The 24766-nt window shown below is 60.5% G+C and carries 21 protein-coding genes, 1 other RNA gene, 1 pseudogene and 1 riboswitch; of the genes and pseudogenes, 12 read left to right on the forward strand and 11 right to left on the reverse strand.

Going from position 1 to position 24766, the window contains the following annotated elements; all coding sequences use genetic code 11:
- The first annotated feature begins 116 nt into the window (after positions 1 to 116).
- Positions 117 to 935 carry a M48 family metallopeptidase gene (locus tag BT204_RS13230; RefSeq protein ID WP_014716953.1) on the forward strand — a complete coding sequence of 273 codons (819 nt, stop codon included), beginning with the start codon at positions 117 to 119 and terminating at the stop codon, positions 933 to 935.
- 141 nt (positions 936 to 1076) lie between these two features.
- On the opposite strand, the gene BT204_RS13235 is transcribed toward BT204_RS13230, so the two are convergent.
- The 3 genes from BT204_RS13235 to BT204_RS13245 all read right to left on the reverse strand — a co-directional run bounded on the left by BT204_RS13235 (position 1077) and on the right by BT204_RS13245 (position 3913).
- The gene (locus BT204_RS13235; RefSeq protein ID WP_054897011.1) at positions 1077 to 1661 is read right to left on the reverse strand and encodes a TMEM165/GDT1 family protein; all 585 of its coding nucleotides are present in this window, start codon (positions 1659 to 1661) and stop codon (positions 1077 to 1079) included.
- An 88-nt stretch (positions 1662 to 1749) separates the two neighbouring features.
- Positions 1750 to 1867: riboswitch (yybP-ykoY riboswitch) on the reverse strand.
- Positions 1868 to 1918: 51 nt separating this feature from the next.
- The gene (locus BT204_RS13240) at positions 1919 to 2917 is read right to left on the reverse strand and encodes a class I SAM-dependent methyltransferase (protein WP_034126326.1); all 999 of its coding nucleotides are present in this window, start codon (positions 2915 to 2917) and stop codon (positions 1919 to 1921) included.
- Between the two features lie 30 nt (positions 2918 to 2947).
- The gene (locus BT204_RS13245; RefSeq protein ID WP_057976907.1) at positions 2948 to 3913 is read right to left on the reverse strand and encodes a 2-hydroxyacid dehydrogenase; all 966 of its coding nucleotides are present in this window, start codon (positions 3911 to 3913) and stop codon (positions 2948 to 2950) included.
- 84 nt (positions 3914 to 3997) lie between these two features.
- On the opposite strand from BT204_RS13245, the gene BT204_RS13250 reads away from it, so the two are divergent.
- The 5 genes from BT204_RS13250 to BT204_RS13270 all read left to right on the forward strand — a co-directional run bounded on the left by BT204_RS13250 (position 3998) and on the right by BT204_RS13270 (position 13238).
- Entirely contained in the window at positions 3998 to 4630 is a 633-nt protein-coding gene (locus tag BT204_RS13250; RefSeq protein WP_072447099.1) for a LysE family translocator, read from the forward strand.
- A 265-nt stretch (positions 4631 to 4895) separates the two neighbouring features.
- Positions 4896 to 6578, forward strand: a complete 1683-nt coding sequence (locus BT204_RS13255) for a fatty acid--CoA ligase (RefSeq protein ID WP_072447101.1) — start codon at positions 4896 to 4898, stop codon at positions 6576 to 6578.
- A gap of 332 nt (positions 6579 to 6910) precedes the next feature.
- The gene (locus tag BT204_RS13260; protein ID WP_072447102.1) at positions 6911 to 8770 is read left to right on the forward strand and encodes a DUF1302 domain-containing protein; all 1860 of its coding nucleotides are present in this window, start codon (positions 6911 to 6913) and stop codon (positions 8768 to 8770) included.
- Between the two features lie 42 nt (positions 8771 to 8812).
- Positions 8813 to 10177 carry a DUF1329 domain-containing protein gene (locus BT204_RS13265; RefSeq protein ID WP_034126328.1) on the forward strand — a complete coding sequence of 455 codons (1365 nt, stop codon included), beginning with the start codon at positions 8813 to 8815 and terminating at the stop codon, positions 10175 to 10177.
- Positions 10178 to 10508: 331 nt separating this feature from the next.
- Entirely contained in the window at positions 10509 to 13238 is a 2730-nt protein-coding gene (locus BT204_RS13270; RefSeq protein WP_072447104.1) for a winged helix-turn-helix domain-containing protein, read from the forward strand.
- 9 nt (positions 13239 to 13247) lie between these two features.
- Here the strand turns inward: BT204_RS13270 and BT204_RS13275 are convergent, their stop codons facing one another.
- From BT204_RS13275 to BT204_RS13290, 4 genes are read right to left on the reverse strand one after another with little or no spacing between them, the layout of a single operon-like run.
- A complete protein-coding gene (locus tag BT204_RS13275; RefSeq protein ID WP_054897007.1) occupies positions 13248 to 13805 on the reverse strand; it encodes a PqiC family protein in 558 nt (185 codons plus the stop codon).
- A 14-nt stretch (positions 13806 to 13819) separates the two neighbouring features.
- A complete protein-coding gene (locus BT204_RS13280) occupies positions 13820 to 15469 on the reverse strand; it encodes a PqiB family protein (RefSeq protein WP_014716962.1) in 1650 nt (549 codons plus the stop codon).
- The gene (locus BT204_RS13285; protein ID WP_014716963.1) at positions 15450 to 16094 is read right to left on the reverse strand and encodes a paraquat-inducible protein A; all 645 of its coding nucleotides are present in this window, start codon (positions 16092 to 16094) and stop codon (positions 15450 to 15452) included. Before BT204_RS13285 ends, BT204_RS13280 begins: the two co-directional genes overlap by 20 nt.
- Positions 16091 to 16681, reverse strand: coding sequence for a paraquat-inducible protein A (locus BT204_RS13290; RefSeq protein WP_034126332.1), 591 nt, complete (start codon positions 16679 to 16681; stop codon positions 16091 to 16093). Before BT204_RS13290 ends, BT204_RS13285 begins: the two co-directional genes overlap by 4 nt.
- Positions 16682 to 16835: 154 nt before the next feature.
- Between BT204_RS13290 and BT204_RS13295 the strand changes: the two genes are divergently transcribed.
- The 3 genes and pseudogenes from BT204_RS13295 to BT204_RS13305 form a co-directional block, all read left to right on the forward strand.
- Positions 16836 to 17480, forward strand: coding sequence for an MBL fold metallo-hydrolase (locus BT204_RS13295; RefSeq protein ID WP_034126333.1), 645 nt, complete (start codon positions 16836 to 16838; stop codon positions 17478 to 17480).
- Between the two features lie 178 nt (positions 17481 to 17658).
- Complete coding sequence (locus tag BT204_RS13300) at positions 17659 to 18429, forward strand: YiaD family glycine zipper/OmpA-like lipoprotein (RefSeq protein ID WP_019816951.1); 771 nt, start codon at positions 17659 to 17661, stop codon at positions 18427 to 18429.
- Positions 18430 to 18613: 184 nt separating this feature from the next.
- A pseudogene (locus BT204_RS13305) lies at positions 18614 to 18772 on the forward strand (cell envelope biogenesis protein OmpA); the annotation flags it as partial.
- A gap of 202 nt (positions 18773 to 18974) precedes the next feature.
- Here BT204_RS13305 and BT204_RS13310 read toward each other — a convergent pair.
- The 4 genes from BT204_RS13310 to BT204_RS13325 form a co-directional block, all read right to left on the reverse strand.
- On the reverse strand, positions 18975 to 19556 hold the full coding sequence (locus BT204_RS13310) for a BON domain-containing protein (RefSeq protein ID WP_003188655.1): 582 nt from the start codon (positions 19554 to 19556) through the stop codon (positions 18975 to 18977).
- The gene (locus BT204_RS13315; protein WP_007904374.1) at positions 19553 to 20146 is read right to left on the reverse strand and encodes a phosphoheptose isomerase; all 594 of its coding nucleotides are present in this window, start codon (positions 20144 to 20146) and stop codon (positions 19553 to 19555) included. The genes BT204_RS13310 and BT204_RS13315 overlap by 4 nt, the downstream gene beginning before the upstream one ends.
- A 93-nt stretch (positions 20147 to 20239) precedes the next feature.
- Complete coding sequence (locus tag BT204_RS13320) at positions 20240 to 20611, reverse strand: YraN family protein (RefSeq protein ID WP_054898902.1); 372 nt, start codon at positions 20609 to 20611, stop codon at positions 20240 to 20242.
- Positions 20611 to 22422 carry a penicillin-binding protein activator gene (locus BT204_RS13325; RefSeq protein ID WP_072447106.1) on the reverse strand — a complete coding sequence of 604 codons (1812 nt, stop codon included), beginning with the start codon at positions 22420 to 22422 and terminating at the stop codon, positions 20611 to 20613. Before BT204_RS13325 ends, BT204_RS13320 begins: the two co-directional genes overlap by 1 nt.
- Positions 22423 to 22598: 176 nt before the next feature.
- Between BT204_RS13325 and rsmI the strand changes: the two genes are divergently transcribed.
- From rsmI to mraZ, 3 genes are all read left to right on the forward strand, one after another.
- Positions 22599 to 23504 carry a 16S rRNA (cytidine(1402)-2'-O)-methyltransferase gene (rsmI, locus tag BT204_RS13330; protein ID WP_087149550.1) on the forward strand — a complete coding sequence of 302 codons (906 nt, stop codon included), beginning with the start codon at positions 22599 to 22601 and terminating at the stop codon, positions 23502 to 23504.
- A gap of 96 nt (positions 23505 to 23600) precedes the next feature.
- Positions 23601 to 23954: RNase P RNA component class A (rnpB, locus tag BT204_RS13335), an RNA gene on the forward strand.
- Between the two features lie 355 nt (positions 23955 to 24309).
- A complete protein-coding gene (gene mraZ / locus BT204_RS13340; RefSeq protein ID WP_004371993.1) occupies positions 24310 to 24765 on the forward strand; it encodes a division/cell wall cluster transcriptional repressor MraZ in 456 nt (151 codons plus the stop codon).
- The last annotated feature ends 1 nt before the right edge of the window (position 24766 follow it).

The raw sequence follows: 24766 nt of genomic DNA on the forward strand, positions 1-24766 counted from the left end.
TGCCCGTCGGGCCGCGTTCGGATGTATCTTAAATTCAGCGGTTAAACGTCCAGGGTATCTGGCGCAGATACAAATGACCGCCTACGATACGCGCCATGTTTTCAGGGAGCGTGTTCATGAAGAAGTCATTGGTGGTAAGTGGTTTGGTTGCAGCAATGCTGCTGGCGGGTTGCCAGTCGGTCAATACCACCAGCGGCGGCGCCGTTGGGGTAGAGCGCAAGCAGTACATGTTCAGCATGCTGTCGAGCCAGGAAGTCGACCAGATGTATGCCCAGTCTTATCAGCAGACCCTGGGTGAAGCCAGCAGCAAAGGGGTGCTGGACAAGACCAGCGCCAACGCCAAGCGCGTGCAGGCCATTGCCAAGCGCCTGATCGCCCAGGCTCCGACTTTCCGCGCGGATGCGGCCCAGTGGAACTGGGACGTGAACCTGATCAAAAGCGATGAGATGAACGCCAACTGCGGGCCTGGCGGCAAGATCCTGGTGTACAGCGGCTTGATCGACAACCTCAAGCTCACCGATGACGAGCTGGCTGCCGTGATGGGTCATGAAATCGCCCACGCCCTGCGTGAACACGGCCGCGAAGCCATGTCCAAGGCCTACGGTATCCAGATGGCCAAGCAGGGCGCCGGGGCAATATTCGGTCTCGGCCAGGACAGCCTGGCACTGGCCGATACCGTCGCCAACTACGGCATGACCTTGCCCAACAGCCGCAGCAACGAAAACGAAGCCGACCTGATCGGCCTGGAGCTGGCCGCCCGCGCTGGCTACAACCCGAACGCGGCCATCACGTTGTGGAACAAGATGGCCAAGGCTTCGGAAGGCGCACCGCCGGAATTCATGAGCACGCACCCGGCTTCGGACAGCCGCATCGCGTCCTTGCAGGCGGCGATTCCGAAGGTGATGCCGCTCTACCAGCAGGCCAAGAAGTCCTGATCGACGCCGTGTAGGAGCGAGCTTGCTCGCGAAAAACGTCAACGATAACGCGTGTTGCCTGAATAAACGCGGCGCCGGTGAGTTTTTCGCGAGCAAGCTCGCTCCTACAAGCATCAGGGCAAACCATCTTCCGTGTTTGCCTTAGATCCAGCCGCTGCTCTGCATGGCCTTGTACACTGCAATAATCGCCAGCACGAAGAACGCCGTAGCCGCCAAGCGACGAATCAAGGTCAGCGGCAGTTTCTCCGCGGCAAAATTCCCCGCCAGCACCACCGGCACGTTGGCAATCAACATGCCCAGGGTGGTACCGATAATCACCAGCCACAGTTCCGGGTATTGCGCCGCCAGCATCACCGTGGCGATCTGGGTTTTGTCACCGATTTCGGCGAGGAAGAACGCAATCAAGGTGGTCAGGAAGGGCCCGAACTTACGGGTGGTACTGGCTTCGTCATCATCGAGTTTGTCCGGCACCAGGGTCCACAGCGCCGTGGCGCAGAAGCTCGCGGCGAGGATCCAGTGCAGCACTGCATCCGAGAAGAAACTCCCGAACCAGGCGCCCACGGCACCGGCCGCCGCATGGTTGGCCAGGGTCGCGGCAACGATGCCGGCGATGATCGGCCAGGGCTTGCGAAAGCGAGCAGCAAGGATGAGTGCGAGCAGTTGCGTCTTGTCGCCGATTTCGGCCAAGGCAACGATTGCGGTAGGAACGAGTAGTGAATCCAGCATCAGGTAGTTTCCAGGGGCGGGTCGACACGGCTATGACACGTACAGCCTTCCCGCCCCGGGTAAGGTGTGCGTGTCATAGGTCTTGTCAAACCCCGGTCCGTCTGTGCGGACTCCTGGGTCGCATACGCCATGGTCTGCTGACCAAGTATGTTGACGTATGCCGGACGAGCATGGCTCGTGGGAGACTACTCCCCTAGGACGCTGCGGATTCTGCCTAGGCAAAATCCATTCGGCAAGCGTTCTTTTTCAAACGTCCGTCAGGGGCGCTTGGCGCGGTAAATGCGAAAACCATTGCCTTCGGCCTTGATTGCGCAGATGCCCAAATGCTCTTCGATCAGTGGCTGGTACTTCAGGAAGCTATTGGCAACCAGGCGAAGTTCGCCACCTTTTGCCAGGTGTTTCGCTGCTTTTCGCAGCAGGTTCTCCGTGGCGAAATAATCGGTGTGTACGCCCACATGGAACGGTGGGTTGCTCAAAATCGCGTTCAAACCCATGGGCGCCGCGTCGATTCCGTCGCCGGTCAACACGTCGGCTTCCAGGCCGTTCGCTGCCAGCGTCAGGCGACTGCTGGCAGCGGCGAAGGCATCCACATCCAGCATCGTCACGGTGTTATGCGGGTAGCGGCGTTTGACCGCAGCCCCCAGTACGCCAGCGCCGCAACCGAAATCGAGCAGGTTGCCGCTGGGCAGCTTGTCCAAGTGCTCCAGCAACAACTCGGTGCCGCGGTCCAGGCGACCATGGCTGAACACCCCTGGCAAGCTCACCACCTTCAGCGGACCTTCGGCCAGGGGTACGTCGAAGACCTGCGCCAGGCTCTCAAGCTCCACGGCTTGCGGCGCGTTAGCGACAGTGACCTGCCATAGTTGGCAATGCCGTGCGCTATCGAGCTTGCGCGGTTTGCCGAACGGAACCATCTGCTTGGCGGCACTTTCGATCCCCCCCTTTTTCTCGCCCACCAGAAACAGCTCGGCGCCAGGCAGGCGCGCGGCCACGGCGTTGAGCAGGTAGTCGGTGAGGTCTTTGGACTTGGGCAGGAAAATCACCGCCGCATCAAAGGCGCGCTCGGGCACTGTCACGCCAAACTGGCTGCGTTCGGCGAAGCGCGCATCGAGCGCCGCCTGGTCACCGGCATGCCAGCACCAGCCGTGGGCATTGGGCAGGCGCCCAAGCAAATCGTCGGCAGGCAAACCTACGAGCAGCAGGTTGCCTTGAAAAAGTTCGGCCTGTCGAAGCAGTACTTCACTGCGCGGATCCATAGTCTGCTCCTTGAAAAGGGGCGCAGTTTATCAACTGACGACGCGCAGCGGGGCGCCGTTGAAAAAGCCCTGGGCGTTTTCCGTGAGCTGGCCAACGATACGCTGCCGTGCTTCGCGACTGCCCCAGGCGTTGTGGGGCGTGACGATCAAGCGTGGAATGTCTCCCGCCAGCAGCGGGTTGCCATTGACTGGCGGCTCGACACTCAGCACATCAGTCGCCGCGCCGCCAAGGTGACCACTTCGCAGCGCGTCGGCCAGGGCCTGTTCATTGATCAAACCACCGCGCGCAGTATTGACCACAAATGCGCCGGGCTTGAGCAAGGCCAGTTCACGGGCGCCGATAAAGTCGCGGGTGTGTTCATTGAGTGGGCAATGCAGGGTCAGCGCATCGACCTGGGTCAGCAATTCGCCCAGCGGCACACGGTCGGCGCGGGCAGGGCGCCCAGGTATCGCGCCGAGCATCACGCGCATGCCGAACGCTTCGGCCAGGCGTGCCACGGCACTGCCCAATTCACCATGGCCGAGCAGGCCGAGGGTTTTGCCTTCCAGTTCGACGATCGGATGGTCCAGCAGGCAAAACTGTTTGGCATGCTGCCATTTGCCAGCGGCCACATCCTGTTGGTAATCCTTCAAGCGCGTGGCGAGGTTGAGCAACAGCATGATCGTATGTTGCGCCACCGACGGCGTGCCGTAACCCTGGCAGTTGCTCACGGTAATCCCCTGGGCGCGGGCCGCTTCAAGGTCGATATTGTTGGTGCCGGTGGCCGACACCAGGATCAGCTTGAGCTCGGGGCAGGCCGCCAGGGTTTGGGCTGTGAGCGGGATTTTGTTGCTGATGGCGACTTGGGCGCCCTGCAAGCGCTCCCGCACATTTTCTGGCGTGGTCTGTTCAAACAACTGCAACTGGCTGAAGCAGTCATGCAAACCGCTGAGGTCGAGGTCGCCCAAGTCCAGCGAAGGGTGGTCGAGGAAGACGGCGCGGCGATTGTTCATGATCAACTGTACCTTTTGCGACGAGGTTCGAAGGCGTAATCTGCCGAGCCTATCAGATGAAATAATCAGTTACTTAATGGAGTGAGCATGTACGTCGCCGAGTTTTTGACCGTAGCCTTGATTCACTTGTTGGCAGTGGCGAGCCCCGGCCCGGATTTCGCCGTGGTGGTGCGTGAAAGCGTGACCCACGGCCGCCGTGCTGGCACATGGACGGCCTTGGGCGTCGGTTCGGCGATTTTCCTGCATGTGGGTTACTCGTTGCTGGGTATCGGCTTGATCGTGTCCCAGTCCATTGTGTTGTTCAATGCGTTGAAGTGGGCCGCAGCCGCGTACCTGCTTTACATTGGCTTCAAGGCCTTGCGCGCCCAGGCGGCCAAGCCTGCGGCCGAGGGCGAGTTGCACCGTGAAGCGGGCGAGCGCACCCCACGCGGCGCGTTTACCGCAGGTTTTGTGACCAATGGCTTGAACCCCAAGGCCACGCTGTTCTTTCTGTCGCTGTTCACCGTAGTGATCAACCCGCACACGCCGCTGGCAGTGCAGGCCGGTTATGGGGTGTACCTGGCGGTGGCGACTGCGTTGTGGTTTTGCCTGGTGGCCATGTTGTTCAGCCAGCAGCGCGTGCGCGCCGGGTTTGCAAAGATGGGTCATTGGTTTGATCGGACGATGGGCGCGGTGTTGATTGCCATCGGGGTGAAACTGGCCTTTACCAGCATGAAATAATCATTTTTCTCAAGTGAGCACAATCCAGATGTGGGAGCGGGCTTGCTCGCGAATGCGGTGCTTCAGTCAAAGATATACCGGCTGACACTCCGCATTCCCGAGCAAGCCCGCTCCCACATTGGGTTTCATTAGGTCCTCGGTAATGGCGTAACGCTAGCATTTACTGGCCCCTGCAAATCATTCCTTTGGCTGATTTGGCTGAAACATAAGCGCTCTACAGTGCAGGTCTTCAAGCCAAGACCGTGCAGTCATTAAAGGGATTCTTATGTTGCAGACCCGTGTTATCCCGCCCGCCGAAGGTGCGTACCAATACCCGCTGTTGATCAAACGCCTGTTGATGTCCGGGACTCGCTACGAGAAAACCCGGGAAATTATCTATCGCGACAAGCTGCGCTACAGCTACCCGACGCTGATCGAGCGCGTCGCTCGCCTGGCCAATGTGCTGACCGAAGCCGGGGTCAAGGCCGGTGACACGGTGGCGGTGATGGACTGGGACAGCCACCGTTACCTGGAGTGTATGTTCGCCATCCCGATGATCGGCGCGGTGATTCACACTATCAACGTGCGCCTGTCGCCAGAACAGATTCTGTACACCATGAACCACGCCGAAGACCGCTTTGTGCTGGTCAACAGTGAGTTCGTGGGGCTCTACCAGGCGATTGCCGGGCAGCTCACTACCGTCGACAAGACCTTATTGATTACCGATGGTGACACCCACACCGCCGAGCTGCCCAACCTGGTAGGTGAGTACGAAACCCTGCTGGCCGCCGCCAGCCCCACCTATGACTTCAAGGACTTCGACGAAAACTCGGTCGCCACCACCTTCTACACCACCGGCACCACCGGCAACCCCAAGGGCGTGTACTTCACCCATCGGCAACTGGTGCTGCACACCATTGGCGTAGCGACCATCATGGGCAGCGTCGACAGCGTGCGGCTGCTGGGCACCAACGACGTGTACATGCCGATCACGCCGATGTTCCACGTACACGCCTGGGGCTTGCCGTATGTGGCGACCATGCTCGGGCTGAAACAGGTGTACCCCGGCCGCTACGACCCGGAATACCTGGTGGAACTGTGGCGCAAGGAGAAGGTGACGTTCTCCCACTGTGTGCCGACCATTCTGCAAATGGTGCTCAACGCCAAGGCTGCGCAGAACGTGGATTTCGGCGGTTGGAAAATCGTCATCGGCGGCAGCGCCCTGAACCGTTCGCTGTACGAAGCCGCCAAGGCCCGAGGTATTCAACTGACCGCCGCGTACGGCATGTCCGAGACCGGGCCGCTGGTATCCTGCGCTCACCTCAATGATGAGTTGATGGCTGGCAGCGAAGATGAGCGCACCACCTACCGCATCAAGGCCGGTGTGCCGGGTCCGTTGGTCGAGGCGGCAATCATGGACACCGACGGTCGTTTCCTGCCCGCCGATGGCGAAACCCAGGGCGAACTGGTGCTGCGCGCGCCGTGGCTGACCGAGGGTTACTACAACGAGCCGCACAAGGGCGCCGAGCTATGGTCCGGTGGCTGGTTGCACACCGGTGATGTGGCTACGCTGGATGCCTTTGGCGTGATTGATATTCGTGACCGCATCAAGGATGTGATCAAGACCGGCGGCGAATGGATCTCCTCCCTGGCCCTCGAAGACCTGGTCAGCCGTCACCCCGCCGTACGGGAAGTGGCGGTGGTAGGCATTGCCGATCCGCAATGGGGCGAGCGCCCCTTCGCCTTGTTGGTGATGCGTGAAGGGCATGTGATCGATGCGCGAGAGCTCAAGGAACACCTCAAGCCTTTTGTCGAGCTGGGCCATTTGAGCAAGTGGGCGATCCCGAGCCAGATCGCCGTTGTTACTGAAATTCCCAAGACCAGTGTCGGCAAGCTCGACAAGAAACGTATCCGTGTCGACATCATCGAATGGCAGGCCAACAACAGCACGTTCCTGTCCACGCTCTAAACCCTCTCGCCGCGCCCGTTCGGGCGCGGCAATGCTCTATATCAAGCCTTTACTTGTGATTTGCCGAATTTCAGCCATTCTTCCCGCGTCGACCTTCGTCGGCGTGGCGAAAGGGTTGTGGCAGACAGGTTGGTGATGCAAATCACACTTTAGAGGGATCAAGCACTACCCCCCTCTGGCTATAGTCCCTTTCAGAGTTTTTCGCGGATGTTGCGCTTCGAGCCATGGAGGGTCGGTGGCGATGCGGCATTGGAATCGTTGTATCCCGGCCGTTACATCTGAAGAAAGGGCTCACTGCCATAACAATAAAATATGCACATGGAGTAGCGTCGATGACCTCAGTAAACCAGTTCTGGCGCCGGGCAAGACTGCCCTTGGCCGTCAGCCTCGCTTCTACGCTCGCCGGGCCGGCATTCGGCGTCAGTTTCAACATTGGTGAAATCGAAGGGAGCTTTGACTCGTCGCTTTCCGTGGGGGCGAGCTGGTCCACGGCCAAGCCCAATCGTGACCTGATCGGTGCCAACAACGGCGGCAAAGGTCTGTCTCAGACCTCCGATGACGGCCACCTGAACTTCAAGCGCGGCGAAACGTTCTCGAAGATCTTCAAGGGCATCCATGACCTGGAACTGAAGTACGGCGACACCGGTGTGTTTGTGCGGGGCAAGTACTGGTACGACTTCGAACTCAAGGACGAAAGCCGTCCGTTCAAGGACATCAGCGACAACAACCGCAAGGAAGGCGCCAAGTCTTCGGGCGGGCAGATTCTCGATGCATTCGTCTACCACAACTACTCGATTGCCGATGCGCCGGGTTCCGTGCGTTTTGGTAAGCAGGTCGTGAGCTGGGGCGAAAGTACCTTCATCGGCGGCGGCATCAACTCCATCAACCCGATCGACGTGTCGGCGTTTCGTCGTCCGGGGGCCGAGATCAAGGAAGGCTTGATCCCGGTGAACATGTTCTACGTGTCCCAGTCGCTCACCGACAACCTGTCGGCCGAGGCGTTTTACCAACTGGAGTGGGACCAGACCGTGACCGATAACTGCGGCACGTTCTTCTCGCAGCCGGACGTGATCTCCGATGGTTGCAGCAACAACCTGCGGGTACTGAACAAGCGTTCCACCATTCCTGCCGCCGCCCTGCCGACTCTGGGTGCCCTGGGTGTGGACGTGAACAGCGAAGGCGTGCTGGTGCGCCGCGGTCCGGACCGTGATGCACGCGACAGCGGCCAGTTCGGCGTGGCCATGCGCTACAACTTCGAACCGCTGGATACCGAATTCGGCGCCTACTTCATGAACTACCACAGCCGTGCGCCGATCTTCAGTGCGCAGGGCGCGCCATCGGCGGCCTACACGCGTCCGCTGGGGCCACTGGGGGCCTTGCGGCCGTTGATCGTGGCGGGTAGCTCGAACTACTTCGTCGAGTACCCGGAAGATATTCGCCTCTACGGCGTGAGCTTCTCCACCACCTTGCCTACCGGCACCGCCTGGAGCGGTGAGTTGAGCTACCGTCCGAATGCGCCGGTGCAGTTGAGCACCACTGACATTCTGTTCGCCGGCGTCACGCCGATCCCCGGCTTTGGCAATGCGTCCGTGCTCAAGGGCACGCCAGGCCAGGACCTGCACGGCTACAACCGCAAGGAAGTCACCCAGTTCCAGACTACTTTCACGCACTTCTTCGACCAGGTCATGGGCGCCAGCCGCCTCACCACCGTCGGTGAAATCGGCGTGACCCACGTGGGTGGCCTGGAAAGCAAATCCCAGGCTCGTTACGGCCGCGATCCGGTGTTCGGCCCAGGCACGCTGCCAGGTGGGTTCTGCAACGCCCTCAACAACTCCACCGCCAACGGCGCCGGCTTGCCCAACGCTGCTGGCCTGAACACCAATTGCAATAACGACGGCTATACCACCGCAACGTCATGGGGCTACCGCGCCCGTGCCATCTGGGAATACCCGGACGTGTTCGCAGGCGTGAACCTCAAGCCCAACGTGGCCTGGTCCCACGACGTCAAAGGTTACTCGCCAGGCCCTGGCGGCAACTTTGAAGAAGGTCGCAAGGCGGTCAGCCTGGGCCTGGATGCCGAATACCAGAACACCTACACCGCGAGCCTGGCGTACACCAACTTCTTTGGTGGCAAGTTCAGCACCGTGGATGACCGCGACTTTGTCGCCTTGAGCTTCGGCGCCAACTTCTAAGCACACTCTTTTCAAGTGGCATGTATTCAGGAAGACCAGAGCATGAAAATAACAAAAAGTCTGTTGCACGTGGGTGTGCTTGGGCTGTCGATCCTGGCGAGTAACGTCATGGCGGCAGTCTCGGCAGATGAAGCCGCCAAGCTCGGCACGACCCTGACCCCGATGGGCGCCGAGATGGCGGGTAACGCGGCCGGCACCATTCCTAAATGGTCGCCATTGCCGACCAATGCCGGCGCGGTGGACGCCCGTGGTTTCCTCGCCAACCCGTATGCCAGCGAGCAACCGCAGTTCACCATCACTGCGCAGAACGTCGAGCAGTACAAAGACAAGCTGGCCCCCGGGCAATACGCGATGTTCAAGCGTTACCCGGACAGCTTCAAGATGCCGGTGTACCCGACCCATCGCGGCGCCACCGTGCCGGCCGAGGTGTTTGCCTCGATCAAGAAAAACGCCACCACCACCAACCTGGTGTCCGGCGGCAACGGCCTGGAAAACTTCGAAACCGCCGTCCCGTTCCCGATTCCCAAGAGCGGCGTTGAAGTGATCTGGAACCACATCACCCGTTATCGCGGCGGCAGCGTGACCCGCCTGGTTACCCAGGCCACCCCGCAAACCAACGGTTCCTATAGCCTGGTGTACTTCCGCGACCAGTTCGTGTTCCGCGACAAGATGAAGGACTTCGATCCGAAAAACCCAGGCAACGTGCTGTTCTACTTCAAGCAGCAAGTGACTGCGCCAGCGCGCCTGGCCGGTGGTGTACTGCTGGTGCACGAAACCCTGGACCAGGTCAAAGAGCCGCGTTCGGCCTGGGTCTACAACGCCGGGCAGCGCCGTGTGCGTCGGGCGCCGCAAGTGTCCTATGACGGGCCGGGTACTGCCGCCGATGGCCTGCGCACCTCCGATAACCTCGACATGTACAACGGTGCGCCGGACCGCTACGACTGGAAGCTGGAAGGCAAGAAAGAGATGTACATCGCCTCCAACAGCTACAAGGTCGACGATCCCAAGCTCAAGTACGCCGACATCATCAAGGCTGGCCACATCAACCAGGACCTGGCTCGCTACGAGCTGCGCCGGGTCTGGCACGTGGTCGCCACCTTGAAGGAAGGCCAGCGCCACATCTACGCCAAGCGTGACTTCTACATCGACGAAGACACCTGGCAAGCAGCGGTGATCGACCACTACGACGGTCGCGGCCAACTGTGGCGCGTTGCCGAAGCCCATGCCGAGAACTACTACGACAAGCAAGTGCCGTGGTACGCCTTGGAAACCCTCTACGACCTGCAGTCCGGCCGCTACCTGGCCCTGGGCATGAAGAACGAAGAGAAGCAGGCCTATGACTTCGGCTTCACCGCCAGCACCAGCGACTTCACCCCAGCGGCCCTGCGCCAGGACGGCGTTCGCTAACCTCTGCTGATGCTCTCTGAATGATCGCTCCCACGCTCTGCGTGGGAGTGCTTCCTGTGACGCTCTGCGTCACGCCTCAAAAGTCGACGCGCAGCGTCGAAGTCTGCATTCCCACGCAGAGCGTGGGAACGATCATTCCTGGATGAGCGCGTTTTTTTTGAGTGCTCCGCGAGCAAGCTCGCTCCTGCTTCTTGCTTGGCGGCTGGAAGGGATATTTCTTGTCGCAGTTCTTTTTCAGCCATTTGTTGCAAAGATCTACAATCCCGCCGCTTTTACCGCTAGTCTGCGGACATCTGCAATGCCGACAACAGCCTTCTACAAGAGCCCGGCGATGACTGATCTGTCCCGAACCCATGGGCCTGCCAGTGTGGTGATGCCGACCCTGGAAGGCCGCTTCTACCGGCCCCCGCTGCCTGACGGCTACGTGCTGCGCCCGCGCCTGTGCGAACGGCTGAATGCGGGCCTTGATGGGCGACTGTTGCTGGTCAGCGCGCCTGCGGGGTTTGGCAAGAGTTCGTTGGCGGTGGAGTTCTGCCAGGGCTTGCCTGCCCAGTGGCAAAGCCTGTGGTTGGGCCTGAGCCCTCGGGACAGCGACCCCGGCCGTTTCCTGGAGCGGCTGCTCGACGGCTTGCAACAGTATTTCCCGCAACTCGGCGCCCAATCCCTGGGGTTGCTGAAAATGCGCCAGCGTCACCAACCCTTTGCCTTCGAAGAATGGCTCGATGGCCTGCTCGACGAACTGGCAGTGCACCTGTCTGCACGTTCGCCGTTATTGCTGGTGCTGGATGACTATCACCTGGCCCAAGGCCCGGTGCTGGATCGCTGCCTGCAGTTTTTTCTCAATCATTTGCCTGATGGCCTAGTGGTGCTGGTCACCAGCCGGCAGCGTCCGGACTGGCACCTGGCACGCCTGCGCCTGTCGCGGCACCTGTTGGAACTGCATGAGCAAGACCTGCGCCTGACCCATGACGAGTCCCTGGCGGTGCTGGATGGACACGGCAATGCATTGCGCGGCGAGGCGTTGGAAAACCTGATCCGCCGTAGCGAGGGCTGGGTCGCCGGCCTGCGCTTCTGGCTGTTGGCGGCCTCCGAAGCCGGCAGTGAGAGCGCCTTGCCGCAAAGCCTGCACGGTGGCGAGGGTCTGATTCGCGATTACCTGCTCGAAGAAGTCATCGACTGCCTGCCTGCGGAGGTACAAGCGTTCCTGTACGACACCGCACCTCAGGAGCGCTTTTGCAGCGAACTATGCGACGCCGTCCGCGAGGCCCATGACAGCGCAGAAATCCTGCGCTATTTGCAGGCTCATCAAGTGTTCCTGGTGCCGTTGGACGAGCAAGGCCATTGGTACCGCTACCACCACTTGTTCTCCGACCTGCTGCGCACCCGCCGCGAGAAAAGCGCCACCTTGCCGCCGGCCAGTTTGCACTTGCGCGCCTGTCGCTGGTTTAACGCCCAGGGCTTGATCGACGAGGCGGTGGAGCAGGCGCTGCGGGCCGGGCATCTGGATGTGGCAGCGAACCTGGTGCAGAACCTGTCCGAAGAGCAGCTGCTGGCAGAGCAGAATGTGGGCATGCTGTTGCGTTGGAAGATGGATTTGCCCGACAGCCTGCTGATCAGCACGCCACGTTTGATCGTGCTGTATAGCTGGGCGTTGGGGCTGGCGTGCCAATTGGATGCGGCACAGGAGCTGTCCAGTTACCTCAGCCGCTTCCTGCCGGCCCCGTCGGCCACCGCGCAAAAATCCATGTTGGCCCAGTGGTTGGCGCTGAGCGGGATTATTGCCCGTGGGCGTGGGGACCGTGAGCTGACCCAGCGCTATTGCCAAGAGGCGTTGGACAGCCTGCCGCAAAAGCGTTACGGCCAGCGCCTGATGTGCCTTTCGACCCTGTCCAACCTGGCGATCGTCGATGCCGACCTGTGGCGCGCCCGTGGCCTGAACCGCGAATCGTTGGAACTGGCGCAGCGCGTCGGTAACCCCTTGTTTGAAGCCTTGGCCCATTACGACCGGGCCCGGGTGCTGCAGGCGCGGGGGGAGATCCTGCGTTCCCTGGATGAAGTCCGCCAGGGCCTTGAGCGCCTGCATGGGCTGGCGCCCCAGCGCCTGTATGCCGTGCGCGCACGCCTGTCGCTGTACGAAGGCTACCTGCTGCTGGTGCGTTACCAGCCCGAGGCCGGCCTGGCGCGTTTGCGCGCCGGCCTGGCCGAGGCCCGTGCCTGCCGCGATATCAGCGTGCTGATCGGGCACTGCGTCATCGCCAGCTTCGAAGGGCGGCGTAGGGAGTTTGCCCATGCTTTTGCCGAACTGGCCGAGGCCGAGCGCTTGATGCACATCTGGGATGTGCCGCCGATCTATTACCTGGCGATGATCACCCTGATCAAATGCGAGTTGTGGCTGGCCCAGGGGCGCACTGACCTGGCCGACGCCTGGCTGGCCCGCCTGGGGCAGACCTACAACGGCGAGCACGCCGCGGCCGCCCCCGAGTTTCATCCGCACCTGCCGCAACATATCGAGCTGCAACAAGCTGCGCTCGATGCCACGCGCCATCAGCCCGACAGCGCGCTGCAACGCCTGGAAGCGTTGGCCCAACAGGCCCATGACAGTGGGCGCCAAATGATTGCCCTGATGGCGCTGGTCCAGCAGGTGCAGTTACTTCTGGATAATGGCCTGGAAGCCAAGGCCCGGCCGGTATTCGCCCGTGCCCTGGAAGCCGGTTCGGGCGGTGCGTTGCAGCCGTTTCAACGGTTGTTGGAGGGTTATCCGCAGTGGATGCGCGATCAGTTGGGCAAGGATTCCCATGGACTGCTCAATCAGAGCTTGCTGGCGTTGCTGCCCCAAGCCAGCGCAGTTGAAGCCACACCTCAACAGGAAACCCTCAGCACCCGAGAGCTGGCGGTGCTGCAACTGATTGCCCAAGGCTGTTCAAACCAGGAAATCAGCAACCAGCTGTTCATCTCCCTGCACACGGTGAAGACCCACGCCAGCCATATCAACAGCAAGCTCGGCGTGGAGCGTCGTACCCAGGCGGTGGCGCGGGCCAAGGCCATGGGGTTGTTGGCCTGAGCCCTGGGTTTATGGCGTGGTCGGGCAGCCTTTGAGTGAGGTGTCGACGGTCTGATTGATCAGCGCCGCGAAACGCTTGAGGTTGTTCTGATGCGCCACCACCAAATCGTCGATGCTCGGCCCGGCGGGTGATTGCAAGGTGGTGCGGCAGGTCAAGGCCGGGCGATCGCCATTGACTTGCCTCACGCGCCAGCGCACATCGAGCAATGCGTACTGCCCCGGTACCGAGTCAAACCGCTGCACGTCTACGCGCAAAGCCACGGCTTGCCGGGCATTGCTGTTGGCTAATTGATCCACCAAGGCGCTCCTCAGTTCATCGGCGAGGGTGGCGGCCCACCACTGGGTTTCAAGAATCGCCAGGCCGCTGTCGCCCTGGCGGATCACGATCTGCGCGCGGTCGACCTGAGGCGGCACGCTGATGCTCTCAATGCGCACACCGCCGGCCTCTGCTCGCGTACTCGGGCTCAAGTGCGCCGGGGTCAGGGTATGAAAAGCGATGGGTTCACTGCGGCAGGCACCGAGCAGCAGCAGGGTGCTCAGCAACGTGATCTTCAACGGCAATGTCATGGCGGCTCCAATGGTCATTTGCGGGGTGGCCCTTGCAGGTCCGTCGGTGCGGCGTTATCGGGGCGGCCGCGAATCAGCGACTCCGGATGCCGGCCCAGGTAATCCGAAAGCTCGCGCAGGGAGCGCGACATGCGCCCCAACTCGTCGAGGGTCTGGGTCAGTTGTTCACGCTGCGGCGAGTCTTCGGCCAGGGTTGAACTGGCCGATTGCAGGGTCTTGCTCACGTCGGCCAAGGTCGTCTGCACACCCGGCAGCGTCTTGGCGTTGAATTGCGCCAGGCCCTTGCGCAGTTCGACCAGGCTGGCGTCGAGGTTGCCGGCAATGCGCTCGACAGGCAGTTGGCTGATCTTGTTGACGATGCCTTCGAACTTCTCTTGCAGTTGTTCCAGGTTGCCCGGGATCGTGGGGATGCCCACGGGGCGCTGGTTCGGGTCGAACGCGACTTTCTCGGCCTTGGGGTAGAAGTCCAGGGCGATGTACAGCTGGCCGGTCAGCAAGTTACCGCTGCGGGCCTGGGCGCGCAGGCCGTTTTCGATGAAGGTGCCGATCAGGCGTACGCCGGCTGCCTCATCGTCAGGGTTATTGTTCATGGCCTTGAGCAACTTGGTGTGGGCCTCGCCGAGCAGTTGCGGGTAGATCACGATGCCGACATTGACCGGGAAAGTGCGTTTCTTCGCATCGAAATCCAGGTTGATCGATACAACCCTGCCGAACTCGACGCCGAGGAACTCCACCGGTGCGTCGACTTTCAGCCCGCGCAGGGCCTGATCGAAGCGCAGGACCATGTATTGCCCCTTGCCGTTGGGCGGGGCGAGGGCGCTTTGCTGGTCTTCGAACAATTCAAAGCTGCGACTTTCTTCGGCCGGTTTGTCATTGGGGTTGTAGGGCGGCGCCTGGAAGGCGATCCCGCCCATCAACATGGAGGACAAGGATTCGGTTTTCAGCGCGAAGCCATTGGCACCGACGCTCAAGTCGACGCCGCTGGCATTCCAGAAACGCGTGTTCTCAGTGATGTACACATCATTGGGCGCATGCACAAAGATTTCGACATTCACGCCCTTGCCCTCGTTGTCCAGCTCATAGGCCACTACCTGGCCCACCGGGATCTTGCGGTAATAGACGGGGGAGCCGATATCCAGGGAGCCCAAGGCCTGGGTGTGCAGGGTGAAGCGCTTGCCCGGCTCGCCGTAGGTGATGGGCGGCGGGTTTTCCAAGCCGGTGAAGTGTTTGGCGCGAGTCTCGGACTGGCCAATGTCTGCGCCGATGTAGTCGCCGGACAACAACGTGTCGATGCCCGACACGCCGCCTGCGCCGATGCGCGGGCGCACCACCCAGAATTTTGAATCTTCGCGGGTGAAACTTTCGGCCTGTTTGACCAGCTCGACGGTGGCATTGACGCTTTTCTGGTCATCACTCAGGGCCACGGCGGTTACCTGGCCGATCACCACGTTGCGGTATTTGACCTCGGTTTTGTTGGCAACCAGCCCGCTGCCGGTCTTGAAGTTGAGGACGATGGTCGGCCCTTGTTGCATGACGCTGTGAATCACCAGCGAGATCCCCACCAGTACGGCGACAATCGGCACGATCCAGACCAGCGAGACACTGAAACGACGCGTCTTGATCACGGGTTGCCCCGCAGGGGTGTCAGCCTTGGATGAGCTCATCCGAGGTCTCCTCGTTATGTGGATTTTCCCAGATTAGCCGGGGATCAAAACTCATGGCCGCCAGCATCGTAAACACGACCACCAGGCCAAAAAACAGAATGCCCAGGCGCGGTTCGATCGTGCCTAGGGCTTGAAACTTCACCAGCGCGGCCACCAGGGCAACCACGATGACATCGAGCATCGACCAGTAGCCGATCAGTTCGATAAACCGAAACAGCTTTGAACGCTCCTTGCGCGCCCACTGGCTATTACGCTGCACGGTGACCAGCAGCAGCCCCAGCGACAGGAACTTGATACCCGGCACGGCAATGCTGGCGATGAAAATGATCAGCGCAATGTCCCAGGCGCCATGCTGCCAGAACTCCAGCACGCCACTCATGATGGTGCTGTCTGCGCCCGAGCCGAGCATGGTGGTGTTCATCACCGGCAGTAAGTTGGCCGGGACATAAAAGGCGAGGGCGGTGAGCATGTAGGCCCAGGTTCGGGTCAGGGACTGCACCTTGCGCCGATGCAGTGCGGCGCCACAGCGATCGCACTCGGTGGGCTCAAGGCGCATGTCGCAGGGCTGGCCGCAGGTATGGCACAGGCACAGATTCAGCTCGCGGGCGGTGGGCGGTGAATTCATACGGTGTCCCACAGGTCGCGTACATCGCGCCCGGCAATGCGGATCAGCAACAGGCTCAGGGCGGCCAAGGCGAACAGGCCGGTGCCAGGGATCACATCCAGCATGCCGGCCAGCTTGAAGACCGCGACCATCGCGCCCAGCAGGCACACCTCCAGCATGCTCCAGGGCCGGAGTGCTTCGAGCCAGCGCATGCACAGCTTGAATGCCGGCGAGCGCTTACCGGCCAACGCGAAACTCAGCACCCAGATCAGCAACAGCAGCTGAAACACCGGCGCGATAATGATGGAAATCGCCGCGACCAAAGCAATGAACGTAATCGGCCCCAGGCTCAATGCAACGACTGAATCCCAGAGCGTCGCGCTGTTTTTCAAGCCCTGCAGGCTGATGCTCATCACCGGATAAAAGTTCGCAAAGGTCCACAGCACTGCGGCGGTCACCGTCAGGGCGAGGCGTTGCTGCACCGACAGGCCGTTATAGCGCTGCAGCACGCCAAAACAACGCACACACAGGGCTTTTTGATGTTTGGCGAGCGTGACTTTCTCGTACACGCAGTCGCAGTGTTCGCAGATGATCTGTTGATTCGCCATGGGTGTTGCTCCAAATGCGACTGACTGCAGCGGTGGACTTAATGGCGCTTGTGTAGCTTAGCAGCGGATATACCGCGCAATCGACTCCTTCCAGAGCAGGTGCAAGCTACACCATACTGCACTTGGAACGCGCCAGAGAGCTTGCAGGACACCCATGACTATTGAAAAACAACCGTTGATTCGCGAAACCTTTCCCGTCGGCCCGTTGCAGTGCAACTGCACCATCATTGGCGACCCGATCACTAAAAAAGCCATCGTAGTCGACCCCGGTGGCAATCACGAGTTGATCCTGGCGCGCCTTGATGCGCTGGGCCTGAAGGTGGTGAGCATTATCCACACCCATGCTCACCTCGATCATTTCCTCGCCTCCGGTCAATTGAAAGAAAAGACCGGCGCCACGCTGCATCTGCACAAAGATGATCAATTTCTATGGGACAACCTGGAAATGCAATGCCAGATGTTTCGCGTGCCCTACGTCCCGGTACCGTCGCCGGATCGCTGGCTGGAGCATGACGAAGAACTGGCCTGCGGCTGTGGCGTAGCCTTGCACACCCCAGGGCATACGCCGGGCTCGATGAGTTTCTGGTTCGCCGACGCCAAGCTGTTGATCGCCGGCGATACCTTGTTTCGTCGCGGCGTAGGGCGCACGGACTTATGGGGTGGCGACCAAGCGACGATCGTGCGGTCGATCAAGCAGCGCTTGTATACGCTGGACGAGGGCGCGACGGTGGTCACTGGGCATGGGCCGGATACGTTGCTGGGCGATGAGATGCGGGAGAATCCTTTCGTGCGTGCGTGATGGGTTGTCGGCTCTGATACAAACCGGTACAGACACACAGACACAGGCCCGAGCCAAAGACAGCTATGCTTTACGCTCCCCTCCACGGAATTTTTGCCGTTTGTCGCGTTCCAAACTCGGCACAGGTCCATTGCCAATGTCCTCTGCATCACAGAATGCAAAAGTAGGAGCTTCCTTCATGTTCACTCCGCGTCGTCTGCTTGTTGTCGCTACCGCCGTAGCCCTGTTGTCTGGCTGCGCCTCACCTAACCCTTATGACGGCAGCCAGGGACAGGCCAGCAATGGTTCCGAAAGCGGCATGAGCAAAACCGCCAAGTACGGCGGCCTCGGTGCGCTGGCTGGTGCATTGGCCGGTGCGGCCATCGACCATAACAACCGTGGCAAGGGCGCGCTGATTGGCGCAGTCGTTGCGGGTGCCGGTGCGGCGGGCTATGGCTACTACGCCGACCAGCAAGAGAAAAAACTGCGTGAAAGCATGGCGAACACCGGGGTCGAGGTGCAGCGCCAGGGTGACCAGATCAAGCTGATCATGCCGGGCAACATTACCTTCGCCACCAACTCGGACGCGATCTCCAGCAGCTTCTACCAGCCGCTGAACAACCTGGCCAACTCTCTCAAGCAGTTCAACCAGAACACCATCCAGATCGTTGGCTACACCGACAGCACCGGTAGCCGCCAACTGAATATGGACCTGTCCCAGCGCCGTGCGCAGAGCGTGGCCAACTACCTGACCTCCCAAGGCGTTAATGGTGCCAACCTGAGCGCACGCGGTGCCGGCCCGGATAACCCGATTGCCAGCAACGCCGACGTGAATGGCCGTGCGCAGAACCGTCGCGTCGAAGTCAACCTCGGCCCGATCCCTGGCCAGCAATACGGCCAGCCTGGTCAGCAGCAGGCGCCACAGCAGAACAACCAGTTCCAGGGCAATCCGTACCAGCAATACCAGTAAACCCTGGGCACTAAAAAGGGCGCCGTGCAGTCAATGCACGGCGCCCTTTTTTGATCGTTCTCACGCTCTGCGTGGGAATGCCCGCTCGGACGCTCCGCGTCCCACTGATGGCGCAAAAGTCGAGGCTTGTGCGGTGACGCGGAGCGTCACGGGATGCGTTCCCACGCAGAGCGTGGGAACGATCATTGCCAGCAACGCCGACGTGAATGGCCGTGCGCAGAACCGTCGCGTCGAAGTCAACCTCGGCCCGATCCCTGGCCAGCAATACGGCCAGCCTGGTCAGCAGCAGGCACCACAGCAGAACAACCAGTTCCAGGGCAATCCGTACCAGCAATACCAGTAAACCCTGGGCACTAAAAAGGGCGCCGTGCAGTCAATGCACGGCGCCCTTTTTTGATCGTTCCCACGCTCTGCGTGGGAATGCCCGCTCGGACGCTCCGCGTCCCACTCTTGGCGCAAAAGCTGAAGCTTGTGCGGTGACGCGGAGCGTCACGGGATGCGTTCTCACGCAGAGCGTGGGAACGATCAGGCAGCTTCGATCTACATCAGTCGATGTATTCGAATACCTTGACGATCTTCTGTACGCCCGACACACCTTGCACCAGGTTGGCGGCGCGGGTGGCTTCTGCCTGGGTCAGCAGGCCCATCATGTAGACGATGCCGTTATCGGTGACGATCTTGATTCGCGAGCCTGGCACTGCACTGTCGGTCAGCATCTGGGCCTTGATCTTGGTGGTCAGCAAGGCATCGTTGCTGATGGCCAGCAGAGTGATCGGGTCCATGACCTGCAGTTCGTTGTGGACCTTCTTGACGCGTTGCACGCCGGCAGCGGCTTGCTCGGCCTGGGCCTTGAGATCGGCGCGGGGTGTTTGGCCTGCCAGCAGGACCACGCCGTTGAAGCTGGTCACCACGATGCGCGAGGCACCGTTGCCCAGGTCGGTAGCAGCCTTGGCGACGTTGACCTTGACCTTGGTTTCGATCAGCGAATCATCAATGGTGCTGCCGAAGGTGCGTGTGCCCCGGTCGTCCTGAATAGGGGTGTCCCGTGTAGCGGTGATAGCCGAGCTGCAGCCGCTGATGGCGACGCACAGCGTAATGGCCAAAAGACTGAGGCGATTAACGGTCATTCTTCACTCCCGAACAGTTGGCTGTCGATCAGATCGCACAGGCAGTGGATCGCCAGCAGATGAACTTCTTGGATACGTGCAGTGACATTGGCCGGGACGCGAATCTCCACGTCCTCGGGCAGCAGCAGCGAAGCCATGCCGCCGCCGTCGCGACCGGTCAAGGCTACGACAATCATTTCGCGATCATGTGCGGCCTGGATCGCTTGAATAATATTCGCCGAGTTGCCGCTGGTGGAAATCGCCAGCAATACATCGCCCGGCTGGCCTAGGGCGCGGATCTGCTTGGAGAAGATTTCGTTGTAGCTGTAGTCGTTGGCGATCGAAGTGATCGTCGACGAGTCGGTGGTCAATGCAATGGCCGGCAGGCTCGGGCGCTCGCGTTCGAAACGGTTGAGCAGCTCGGAGGAAAAATGCTGGGCATCGCCAGCCGAACCGCCATTGCCGCACGAAAGCATTTTGCCTTCGTTGAGCAAGGCATTGACCATGACCTGACTGGCTTGCTCGATGTGCGGTGCAAGTACGTCCATCGCCTGTTGCTTGGTGTCGATGCTGGCCTGGAAAAGCTGGCGAATTCGGGATTGCATGTCCATCTGTGTGACCTTAAGTAGCGCGGCTGTTTGGCACAGGTAATGTGCAGCCCGCAATGCAAAGAGCAAAAGTGAGTGGTGAGGGTGCCCGGCGAATCAGCTGTCGAAGGCATTTTTAAGCCAGGTCAGATCAGCTGTGCCTGACGGGGTGCTTTCCATGGCAACCACATCGAAACGGCAGGGGCGGTCAGCCCAGTGATGCTCTTTTTGCAGGAAAAACTGCGCAGCGAGTATCAGCTTTTGACGCTTGCGCTCGTCGATACTGGCGAGCGCGCCACCCCATTGTGCGTGTTTTCTGTAGCGGACTTCGACGAATACTACTGTATCGCCGTCAAGCATGACCAGATCAAGCTCGCCGCGTTTACATAACCAGTTCTGCGCCAGAAGGCGCAGACCCTGTTGTTGCAGGTAATCGAGCGCATGCAGTTCGGCATCCTTGCCGCTTTGTGCGCTGGACCGCTGGGGCATCAGCGTGGGGTATCGGGCAGGCGCTGTATTTCGCCGCCGACGAACTTCGCCCACGGCATCTGGCGGTCCACGCGCTGGTTGGCGCTGATGCCCAGGTTGCCCGAGAGGCCGTCGACACGGGTGTCAGGCAGTGCCTTGAGCTGGCCCAGGCGTGGTGCCAGGCGGTAGGCATCGACGCCCATTGCGTAGAGGCGGCCCAGGCTGCCATTGGCTTGCGGCCATTGCGCCGCAACCTGGTTGCGCAGTGGGTCGGTGGTGTTGAGCAACCAGGGGGTTTCGCAGAACATCACGTTGGTCATGTCCAGGTACTGGTTACGGTCACCGCTGGCACTGAACACGTGGGAGGTTGCGTACACCGGCACATCGCCGGCGTATTGGAAGTTCAGGGTCGGCTTGATCTGCTGGGCCAGTTGCGGCGTTACGGCCAGGAAGATGAACTCGATGTCCTGGCGACGCGAAGGCTGGGCGGCTACGTCGGTGCCTACTGTGCTTTGCAGGCTCTTGGCGCGGCCTTCGCTCTTGCGCAGTTGGAACAGATCGGCGATCTGCTGGGCCAAGGCAACAGGCTGATCGACATATTCAACGCCCATGACGGTGCCGCCATTGGCTTCCCAATCCTGGCGGAACGCTTTGTAGACGCGCTCGCCCCATTCGCCACGGGGCACCATGGCGGCGGCACGGTGCAGGCCGTCGGCACGTGCACGGCGCGACACTTCGCGGGCTTCGTCTTCAGCGGCCAGGCCGAACTGGAACAACTGCGCCGGGCCTTGATCGGTCTCGCTGTAGTTCAGGGCGAGGGTGGTGATCGGCAGCTGCGGGCGTGCGCTGAGTTGCTTGACCAGCGGTTTTTCCAGCGGGCCGACCACCAGTTGCACGCCGGCGGCCTGGGCCTTGGCGTAGAAGTCGTCGAGGGAGCCCAGGCGCGAGCTGTCATAGAACTCGATGACCGGTGGCTTCTGCCCGGCTTGTTCAGCCTGGTAGTGAGCCGCCATGAAGCCTTCGCGCAGCGCTTTGCCCACAGCCGCCAGCGGCCCTTCCTGCGGCAGCAGCAGGGCGATCTTGTTCAGGGGCTGGCTGGCCAGTTCCTTGAGCTTGGTCAGCGGCGCTGGCAGTTGCACTGCAGCCGGGTGGCCCGGGTTCTGTGCGCGCCAGGTGTCGATGGCGGCTTGTTGTTGCTCCAGCGTACCGGCGCCCTTGACCGCCTGGGCCAGGGTGATCCAGCCATCGAGTGTCGGGTTGCCAGTGGCTTGCAGCTGTTCGGCTGGCAACGCGGCAATCAATACCCAGATGGCCTCGTGGTTGCTGTTGGCAGCCTCACCCGTCAGCAGGGGCGCCATGGACACCCGCTCGCGAGCGGCGGCGAGGGTCTGCCCATCGGCTTCATAGGCACGTGCATGTACGGTAGAGGTGCGGATCTGCTGGTCGGTCGGCAGTTCCTTCAGGCTTTGCAGGCTGGGGTGGTTCAGCGCTGCCAAGGCCGCCTTGGGCTGGTTGCGCCCCATGGCCAGTTCTGCGGCCAGGGTGCTGGCAAATACCTGCGCGGCTGGCTTCAGGGCGTCCAGGGGCACTTGCGCAAGGATCTGCGAGGAGCGGCCGGGGTTGTTCTGCTGGTAAGCCAGGTCTGCCGCGCTCAGGCGCAGCAACGCGGCTTTTTCTGGCGTCTTGGCGTTCGTCGCCTGTTCGAGCAGTTGCTCGATACTGGCATCGGGCGTGCGTGGCAGTTCGCCAAGACTTGAGGAGGGCGAACTGGCGCAAGCAGCCAGCAAGGCAGCGAGGCAGAGGGCGGAGAGCAGCCGCAGGCAAGCGATCATGTAAGTGTTCCTGATACCGATCAAATTAGCGTGGAAGTGTACCCAAGCACTGGCCCAGGCGCGATGTTCATGGCGTTAAACCGTGGATTTAGGTCGTGCAAATGTTGTGTTTAGCTAATGGTGGCTGAAACGGCATCGGCCGTGATGGCATATTTTCAAGGCGTCTACGCGCTACAATGTGGCTTTTGCCAACCATCGAGGTGTGCGCTTTGACTGCTCCAGGTCTTTTGAATTCCACTGCTGGCTCGCTTTTTGTGGTGGCGACGCCCATTGGCAACCTGGACGACATCAGTGCCCGGGCGCTGAAAGTATTGCGCGAGGTGAAATTGATCGCGGCAGAAGACACGCGGCACTCCCAACGGTTGATGCAGCATTTTGGTATCAGCACGCCATTAGCGGCCTGCCACGAACACAACGAACGTGAAGAGGGTAGCCGCTTTATCACACGTCTTTTGGCGGGTGATGACGTCGCGCTGATTTCCGACGCGGGCACGCCCCTGATTTCCGATCCTGGTTACCACTTGGTCCGCCAGGCCCGTGCCGCAGGTATCAATGTAGTGCCTGTTCCGGGAGCCTGCGCGCTGATTGCTGCATTATCGGCCGCCGGGTTGCCCTCGGACCGCTTTATCTTCGAAGGCTTCCTGCCCGCCAAGGCTGTAGGGCGTCGGGCGCGTCTGCAGGCACTTAAAGAAGAACCGCGCACCTTGATCTTCTATGAGGCTCCGCATCGTATCCTTGAATGCCTGCAAGACATGGAGCTGGTGTTCGGCGGTGAGCGCCTGGCCTTGCTGGCCCGAGAGTTGACCAAGACCTTCGAAACCCTCAAGGGGTTGCCGCTGGAGGAGCTGCGAGCGTTTGTCGAGGGCGACAGCAATCAACAACGTGGTGAATGCGTGGTGCTGGTAGCAGGCTGGACCGCGCCGGAGAATGAAGATGCGGTGGGCAGCGAGGCCATGCGCGTCCTCGATTTGTTGCTCAAGGAAATGCCACTCAAGCGCGCCGCCGCCCTGGCAGCGGAAATTACCGGCGTGCGCAAGAACGTGTTGTATCAGGTCGCGCTCGATAAGCAGAAGGCCGAATAGTTCCTGGGGCAAATCTGTATTTCGTCTGAACGTGATGGCAATGCCGCACTTTTAATACTTGTCCTCAAGCCGCCGTGCCGTTAACCTGCGCGGCGGAGAGTCGATTGGACAGTCGCTGCCCTCTATGAAAATTAGGGGGGGGAGGAAAGTCCGGGCTCCATAGGGCGAAGTGCCAGGTAATGCCTGGGAGGCGTGAGCCTACGGAAAGTGCCACAGAAAATAACCGCCTAAGCACTTCGGTGCCGGTAAGGGTGAAAAGGTGCGGTAAGAGCGCACCGCACGACTGGCAACAGTTCGTGGCTAGGTAAACCCCACTTGGAGCAAGACCAAATAGGGTCCCAAGGCGTGGCCCGCGCTGGGACCGGGTAGGTTGCTAAAGATGTCCAGTGATGGCCATCGTAGACGAATGACTGTTCAAGACAGAACCCGGCTTACAGATCGACTCTCCACCTTTTTTCCTTGCGTTCGAATCTCGTGCGCAAACCCGGTAGTAACGCAAGAATCCCTCCCTGCCAAATCATTGGCAGATGCATCTTCGTAATACCAAAAAAATCTTACTCTTAATAAATTACTTTAACTTTAGCCTCTAGCTCTCTGAGCCATTTGCCGTTGTTGAGTCAAAAACATCGCCAAACTCTCGTTTCTCCTCCTTTTGCACTCCTAAATCTCCGTTCTGTAAGGCTTTTCCTTGAATACGCGCCTTGACGGTGTGGTGGGCGCATTCCTATAGTGTGCGCAAGTGGCGGAAAGTGGCACAAAGTGGGTTTTTTGAACGTAAAACGCTAAAATTTGGAGAAACGCATCTGTGTTTCGCGGAGCTAACGCTATCAGTCTCGATGCAAAAGGCCGTCTCGCCATGCCGAGCCGGTATCGTGACGAGCTCATTTCGCGAAGTTCAGGGCAGTTAATCATCACGATTGACGCCGTTGACCCCTGTTTATGTGTTTACCCTCTCGATGAGTGGGAGTTGATTGAAACCAAGTTGCGCGCGCTGCCTTCATTGCGTGAAGAAAACCGCCGCCTCCAGCGTTTGCTGATCGGTAATGCCGTCGACCTTGAGCTCGATGGCAGCGGTCGTTTCCTGGTGCCGCCGCGACTGCGCGAGTACGCCAGGCTCGACAAGCGCGCAATGCTGGTAGGCCAGCTGAACAAGTTCCAATTGTGGGACGAAGATGCCTGGGATGCTGTGTCTGCAGCGGACCTGGCTGCTATTCAACAACCGGGCGCCATGCCTGATGAACTGCGTGATTTGATCCTGTGAC

This window comes from Pseudomonas sp. NFPP02 (assembly GCF_900119355.1).
Classification (GTDB): domain Bacteria; phylum Pseudomonadota; class Gammaproteobacteria; order Pseudomonadales; family Pseudomonadaceae; genus Aquipseudomonas; species Aquipseudomonas paracarnis.